6 protein-coding genes and 1 pseudogene are annotated in these 6,724 nt (G+C 42.8%); 4 read left to right on the top strand and 3 right to left on the bottom strand.

Annotated elements, in window-relative coordinates; translation table 11 throughout:
- Positions 1-24: 24 nt before the first annotated feature.
- Positions 25-303: a hypothetical protein gene (locus V6D41_RS08195; protein ID WP_333517853.1), complete on the bottom strand. Its 279-nt coding sequence runs from the start codon at positions 301-303 to the stop codon at positions 25-27.
- Between the two features lie 392 nt (positions 304-695).
- Between V6D41_RS08195 and V6D41_RS08190 the strand changes: the two are divergent.
- Both V6D41_RS08190 and V6D41_RS08185 read left to right on the top strand, forming a co-directional pair.
- Positions 696-1,884 (top strand): annotated as a pseudogene (locus V6D41_RS08190) (cytochrome P450).
- A gap of 20 nt (positions 1,885-1,904) precedes the next feature.
- Entirely contained in the window at positions 1,905-3,083 is a 1,179-nt protein-coding gene (locus tag V6D41_RS08185) for a glycosyltransferase (protein ID WP_333517852.1), read from the top strand.
- 43 nt (positions 3,084-3,126) lie between these two features.
- On the opposite strand, the gene V6D41_RS08180 is transcribed toward V6D41_RS08185, so the two are convergent.
- Positions 3,127-3,315 (bottom strand): hypothetical protein, encoded by a 189-nt coding sequence (locus tag V6D41_RS08180; protein ID WP_333517851.1) that lies wholly within the window; start codon positions 3,313-3,315, stop codon positions 3,127-3,129.
- Between the two features lie 173 nt (positions 3,316-3,488).
- On the opposite strand from V6D41_RS08180, the gene V6D41_RS08175 reads away from it, so the two are divergent.
- Positions 3,489-4,301 carry a uroporphyrinogen-III synthase gene (locus tag V6D41_RS08175; RefSeq protein ID WP_333517850.1) on the top strand — a complete coding sequence of 271 codons (813 nt, stop codon included), beginning with the start codon at positions 3,489-3,491 and terminating at the stop codon, positions 4,299-4,301.
- Between the two features lie 308 nt (positions 4,302-4,609).
- On the opposite strand, the gene V6D41_RS08170 is transcribed toward V6D41_RS08175, so the two are convergent.
- Entirely contained in the window at positions 4,610-5,401 is a 792-nt protein-coding gene (locus V6D41_RS08170; RefSeq protein ID WP_333517849.1) for a DUF4931 domain-containing protein, read from the bottom strand.
- A 363-nt stretch (positions 5,402-5,764) separates the two neighbouring features.
- Here V6D41_RS08170 and V6D41_RS08165 point away from each other — a divergent pair, with 363 nt between their 5' ends.
- On the top strand, positions 5,765-6,724 hold the full coding sequence (locus V6D41_RS08165) for a DMT family transporter (protein WP_333517848.1): 960 nt from the start codon (positions 5,765-5,767) through the stop codon (positions 6,722-6,724).

The following is a 6,724-nucleotide window of genomic DNA, read 5'->3' as shown; positions in this document are numbered from 1 at the left end:
AGAGCCCGGAAGGCTCTTTCTTTTTTATAGCGCAATATGTTTTTCGTTGGCGAGTTTCAGAAGGGTCAAAATAGAATCGGCTTGTTTATGGCCGAGTTTTTGCTTTAATTTGTTTTCTTCAACTAATCGGTTGCCGTAAATCTCGATAGAAGCTTTGTCGACGACAGCATGCCAGTTTTCTTGATTTTTTTCCTCAACAAGCGGTTTTTCGTGTCTCTCAGAAAAAGAGAACACAAACAATACAAATACAAGTGAAAGCAGGATGCCGACAAATTGTTTGTGGAAATCAGTCTGTGCTGCCATGTTGTTCTCTCCTTCACCTTTTACCTTCTATTAAATCATAGAATCAGCGTGCTTTATATAATGGAAAAGTCATCTTTTTAAGTTAGTGCTATTGGTTGAAAATAGGAGTGTTTTTGCATCGGAACGTGTGCAATTGAATGCATATTGAATTTGCATGCTTATGCCTAACGTCACGTTGTGAGCCCAAATGGTAGTGCAGAATAGAAAAAAATTGAAAGATTATGGTAAGATGAACGAAATTCGAGGGGGAATATATGATGCCTGCACCGGACATCATGATCGCCTGCCTGCTGTTATCAATCTGTCTATACTTGATTGTCCCTCTCTTTCTCGAAAGCGGGAGGTGAAGAAGAGCGCCAATTGCTGAATTCTTTCAAGGAGAGTGACAATACATGAATGTGTTAAACCGCCGGCAAGCCTTGCAGCGAGCACTGCTCAATGAAAAAAACAAACAGGATGCTTATCATCCGTTTCCGTGGTACGAATTGATGAGAAGGAATGCGCCTGTTTCCTATGATGAAGAAAACCAGGTGTGGAGCGTTTTTCTTTATAATGATGTCAAAAAAGTCATTGGATAAAGAGGTGTTTTCCAGCTATATGCCGCAGCAATCAAGCGCTATTGGGAATTCCATCATTAATATGGACCCGCCAAGGCATACGCAAATCCGTTCTGTCGTGAATAAAGCCTTCACACCGCGTGTGATGAAGCAATGGGAACCGAGAATTCAGGAAATCACAGATGAACTGATTGAAACATGTCAGGGGCGAAGCGAGTTTGATCTTGTGCGCGATTTTTCATATCCGCTTCCGGTCATCGTGATATCAGAGCTGCTCGGGGTTCCTTCTGAGCATATGGAGCGGTTTAAAACATGGTCCGATCTTCTGGTCAGCACGCCGAAGGATAAAAGTGAAGAAGCTGAAAAAGCCTTTTTGGAAGAACGAAACAAGTGCGAGGAAGAACTGGCTGCGTTCTTTGCCAACATCATAGAAGAAAAGCGAAACAAACCGGCACAGGATATCATTTCAATTTTAGTGAAAGCGGAAGAAACAGGCGAGAAGCTTTCCGGAGAAGAACTGATTCCGTTTTGCACGCTGCTATTGGTGGCCGGGAATGAAACCACAACAAACCTGATTTCAAATGCGATGTACAGCATATTGGAAACGCCGGATGCTTACGAGGAACTGCGGTGCCATCCTGAACTAATGCCTCAGGCAGTGGAGGAAGCCCTGCGTTTCAGGGCGCCTGCACCGGTTTTGAGGCGCATTGCCAAGCGGGATACGGAGATTGGGGGACACCACATTAAAGAAGGTGATATGGTTCTGGCTTTTGTGGCGTCAGCAAATCGTGATGAAGCGAAGTTTGACAGGGCACACCTGTTTGATATTCACCGCCATCCCAATCCGCATATCGCGTTTGGACACGGCATCCATTTTTGTCTTGGGGCACCGCTTGCCCGTCTTGAAGCGAATATTGCGTTAACGTCTTTGATTTCTGCTTTTCCTCATATGGAATGTGTCAGTATCACGCCGATTGAAAACAGTGTGATATACGGATTAAAGAGCTTTCGTGTCAAAATTTAATCAATAAGGGGACTGGTTTCATGAAAAAGCACCATATTTCGATGATCAATATTCCGGCGTACGGGCATGTCAATCCTACGCTGGCATTAGTAGAGAAGCTTTGTGAGAGAGGGCATCGTGTCACGTATGCCACGACGGAGGAGTTCGCGCCTGCTGTTCAGAAAGCCGGTGCAGAAGCACTGATTTATCATACCTCATTGAACATTGATCCTAAGCAAATCAGGGAGATGATGGAAAAAAATGACGCGGCGCTCAGTTTCTTAAAAGAATCACTTGGCATTCTGCCGCAGATTGAAGACTTATATAAGGATGATCAGCCTGATTTGATCATCTATGATTTTGTGGCGTTGGCTGGAAAATTGTTTGCTGACAAGCTCAATGTGCCCGCTGTCAAGCTTTGTTCATCATATGCCCAAAATGAATCCTTTCAGCTCGGAAGCAAAGACATGCTGAAAATGATAAAAGAGGCCGAGGCTGAATTTAAAGCCTACTTGGAACAAGAGCAATTGCCGGTTGTTTCATTTGAACAATTAGCTGTGCCGGAAGCATTAAATATTGTCTTTATGCCGAAGTCTTTTCAAATCCAGCATGAAACGTTCGATGACCGTTTCTGTTTTGTCGGCCCTTCCCTTGGAAAACGGACGGAACAAGAAAGCCTGTTGATTGAAAAGGGTGATCGCCTGCTTATGCTGATTTCATTGGGAACGGCGTTTAACGCATGGCCGGAATTTTACAAGATGTGCATCGAGGCATTTCGGGATTCTTCGTGGCAAGTGATCATGTCGGTCGGGAAATCGATTGATCCTGAAAGCCTTGGTGACATCCCTGCTCACTTTACCATTCGCCAAAGCGTGCCGCAGCTTGAGGTGTTGGCGAAAGCCGATTTGTTTATTTCTCATGGCGGGATGAACAGTACGATGGAAGCAATGAATGCCGGTGTGCCGCTTGTCGTCATTCCGCAAATGTATGAGCAGGAGCTCACCGCAAAGCGTGCCGACGAATTAGGCCTTGGCGTTTATTTGCCGAAAGAGGAAGTCACTGTTTCCAGGCTGCGGGAAGCAGTTCAGGCCGTATCCGGTGATCAAGAGGTGTTAAGCCGCGTCAAAAACATGCAAAAAGATGTAAAAGAAGCAGGCGGAGCGGAGCGTGCGGCGGCAGAGATTGAAGCGTTTATGAAAAAAACGGCTGTTCCGCATTAAATAACAAAAACCGAAATCAAAAATTCGATTTCGGTTTTTTTGTTTAGATATTTTTTTTCAACCCGCATCTCTGGCATTCTCTTAGAAATTTTCCGCCTTTTACAGAGCTTTTGAACAGTGTGTAATCACAATTGTCACAGCGCCCGCTGCGGACGTCCGGGTATTCATTGAATTCGTAAACGATCGATGTATCGTAGCCTTTTGTTTCATATTCTTCATTTTTTGTTTCCATGTCGATCCTCCGTTAGCAAACGTGTCTGCTGTTTATATTACAGCAAGCTTCCGGTGTATTCAATGGATTTTAGAGGTCTGGGTTTATCTTGATTTCTCCCTTGGTTTGCGCCACAATAGCTTTATTAAGCTCGTATACATAAAAAAACTATGCAAAGAGGAGAGGAAACGGGTATGGGAAAAGGGTTACATGGAAAACGCGTGGCGATCGGGGGCTCCCGAAAAACGGAAGAAATCAGCACAATCATTGAAAAACAGGGCGGAACTTCTGTCATCCGGCCTCTCCAAGGAACGGTTTATTTAGCAGAGAAGCAGGTGGAGCCGGATTTGCGGGCGTTTGCGGAGGAAAAAGCTGACTGGGTCATTTTCACAACAGGTATTGGCACAGAGACTCTTGTCGATATGGCAGAGAAAATTGGTATGAAAGAGGAGTTTCTGCAGGCGATTCGCCAGGCCAAAGCGGCATGCCGGGGATACAAAACGCTGTCTGTGCTGAAAAAGCTTGGGATCACACCGGAAGCTTCTGACGAAGATGGGACAACAAAGGGCTTAATCCGGTCCTTGGCGCCTTACGACTTTTCAGGAAAAACAGTTATGGTGCAGCTTCATGGAGAAAACGCGCCGGCCCTCATGGCATTTCTTGAAGAAAAGGGCGCGTCTGTCCTGCCGATTCTGCCTTATCAGCACATCCCGCCTGAGAAGGAAACAGTGGAGCGGTTATGCCGTGAGCTGATGAACGGTGAGATCGACGCCGTTTGTTTTACAACCGCAATTCAGGTTCGTTCCCTGTTTGACTTTGCCAAGGAGCGCGGCTATATCAATGAATTGAAGGCCGTATTCGAAGAGCGCGCCATCGCTGCGGCTGTCGGAAAAGTGACTGCTGAAGCACTGCGGGAAGAAGGCATCACGAGACTGCTTGCTCCGGAGATTGAGCGGATGGGTGCGATGATTATCGAGCTGTCTAAGTATTATGAAGAAAACGAATAACTAGTGCAAAAAGCCGCTTTCCAAAAGGGAAGCGGCTTTCAGCGTGTCGACAAACCCTCGCATTCGTTGTCAAGCCTGCGCTTCGGTGCTCACGAATTCCAACATTCGCTGTGCTTCGATGCTCGTTATTCCTAGACTTCAAGGGTTTTCAAACATGCTGAAAAATGACTTTGTCTTGCTAAAAGGATGATTTTAAATTGTGAGTTGCCTCCAACAATACTTTTTATATTTGCTCATTATTGAAGCCCCCTGCACGTTTAAACCTCTCAGTTGCCTTTTATACTGTCAAACTTCGAAGCATTCGTTTTCTATAGCACATTGTTTTCTTTCATCGGGGTATTCAGTTTTTTCTGCAATTCTTCTTTTATTTCATGTAATCGCTCATCTACCGAAACTTGCGGGATTTTATAGCCAACGAAGAAAGGGGAAACGACGAATCTCGGTACGATTTTGCAGATGATATGATGATTTGTATGATAGAAAAATAAATTATAGCTTGTACATTTATAGCTGAAATCTTGGGTCAAATATGTAACAGCTGTTTGAATGTAATCAGCCATTAGGTCTGTATGCTCCAGCGAGTCACTTATGATGACGTTCATTTCAGTAAAACCCATAATCGGATCGCCCGACAGATTGAATTCAGCTTGATTCGGATTCTCTGCAACCTTGATCCCTAGAAAATTCTCATATGAGAGCGATTCCATATAATCCGCATGTTTCAATCCGACAATCTGCATATGGGCGTGTTTTATACTGCCGCCTGAAAGCGGGCCATGGTTTTTATACAATATAACGCTTTTGTATTGAGGATCTTTTTCCATATGTATCAGTTTTTCTAAACTAAACCGTATCAGTTTTCTCATTTTTTTATTGCTGTAAGTCGTTATATCTTCGTCGCACTGGCCTGTCTCCACAATCAGCGTCTGGTACGTATCTTGGATGGTGGGGTATTTATTTTCGAGCCAAATCATATCCCCGTCAGTTTCTAAAATGCCGGTAAGGTTATCGCGGTCACAAAAAGGACAGGCGTTTTGCTTATTGACAATGGTTTCAGGTTTTTGTGAACTGATATAGCTGGAAAAATATAATTTCTGCATTTGATAAAACGACCTTTCGAAATTTTCTAAATACCTTATGTCACTTTAACATTCTATATGGGTTACATTCTGCTTGCAATATTTTCTTTGTTTTTTGTTTAAAATCTCCAAAAAATAAAAGAATTCATTTTTTTTGAAAAATAATAAGGAGAGATGTGCACGTTTCCATGATACACAAAACCTTGATTTATTAGGGTTTTAATATGTTTTTTCGTAAGTCGAAAGTTGTTAATTCAAAATTAATAAAAATAAAAATTTTTTGAAAATAATAGTTTACAAATATTACCCTCCTGTGTATATTAGGAAATATCTTACGGAAAGGAGAAAATTGGGAGTATTTCAATAAAAGGAGAGAGCAAGAACATGACAACATCCCATTTTAAAAAAGGCGTGCTTTTTTGCCTGATTGCAGGTATTTGTTTTGGAGCGCAATGGCCTGTAGCTGGAAGAGCTCTGAAACATATTGATCCATTCTTTTTTACACTGATACGTTATCTGATTGTGGCAGTCGTACTATCTATCATTCTGTTTTTTACAGAGGGAGCTAAAAGTTTTAAGACGGAAGGGAAACTGGTTCCGATTTGGTTTTATGGGAGTATGGCATTCTGCGCTTATAATTTTCTTGTGTTTTTAGGGCAAAAGATGGCAGGTGATAACGGGGCTATTTTAGGCTCTATATTAATGGCATTGATCCCGATGGTGTCACTGCTTGTTTTATGGGTTTACAAAAAGAACAGACCGGCGAATGTTACATTGCTTTTGGTTGGCGTGTCTTTCATCGGCGTATTGCTGGTTGTGACAAAGGGAGATATTGCTTTCTTTGCGGACAGCAATAAACAGGCAGTTCCTATTATTTTAATGTCAATTAGCGTGTTAGCTTGGGTTCTTTATACAATTGGAGGCAGCAGCTTTCCAGAATGGTCATCCTTGCGTTACACCGCTTTGAGCTGTATTTTCGGAAATGTGACATCCATTGTTGTTATTTCAATATTCGTAATATTGGGAAAAGTAGAAGTGCCTGCTGTCAATCAAGTCATGGAGATCAAATGGGAAATGATGTACATGAGTATTTTTGCAGGTGTTATCGGTGTGTTTGCATGGAATATCGGCAATAAGATACTGACACCGATCAACGGTTCTTTGTTTATGAACTTGGTTCCGATTGTGTCGTTTATGATTTCCATTATCACAGGCTATAAAATGTCGCCTGTTGAAGCGGGCGGAGCCTTCTTAACGATCGGTGCGATTGTGTTAAATAATATTTATCAGAGACGGCGTTCTGTGATGCCTGCGGTGAGGACAAGCAAAAAAGAAGCGGTATAA

This window comes from Bacillus sp. 0102A (assembly GCF_036765155.1).
Taxonomy (GTDB): domain Bacteria; phylum Bacillota; class Bacilli; order Bacillales; family Bacillaceae; genus Bacillus; species Bacillus subtilis_G.
Note: the sequence above shows the minus strand (reverse complement) of the source record. Positions and strands in the feature narration are given on the sequence as shown.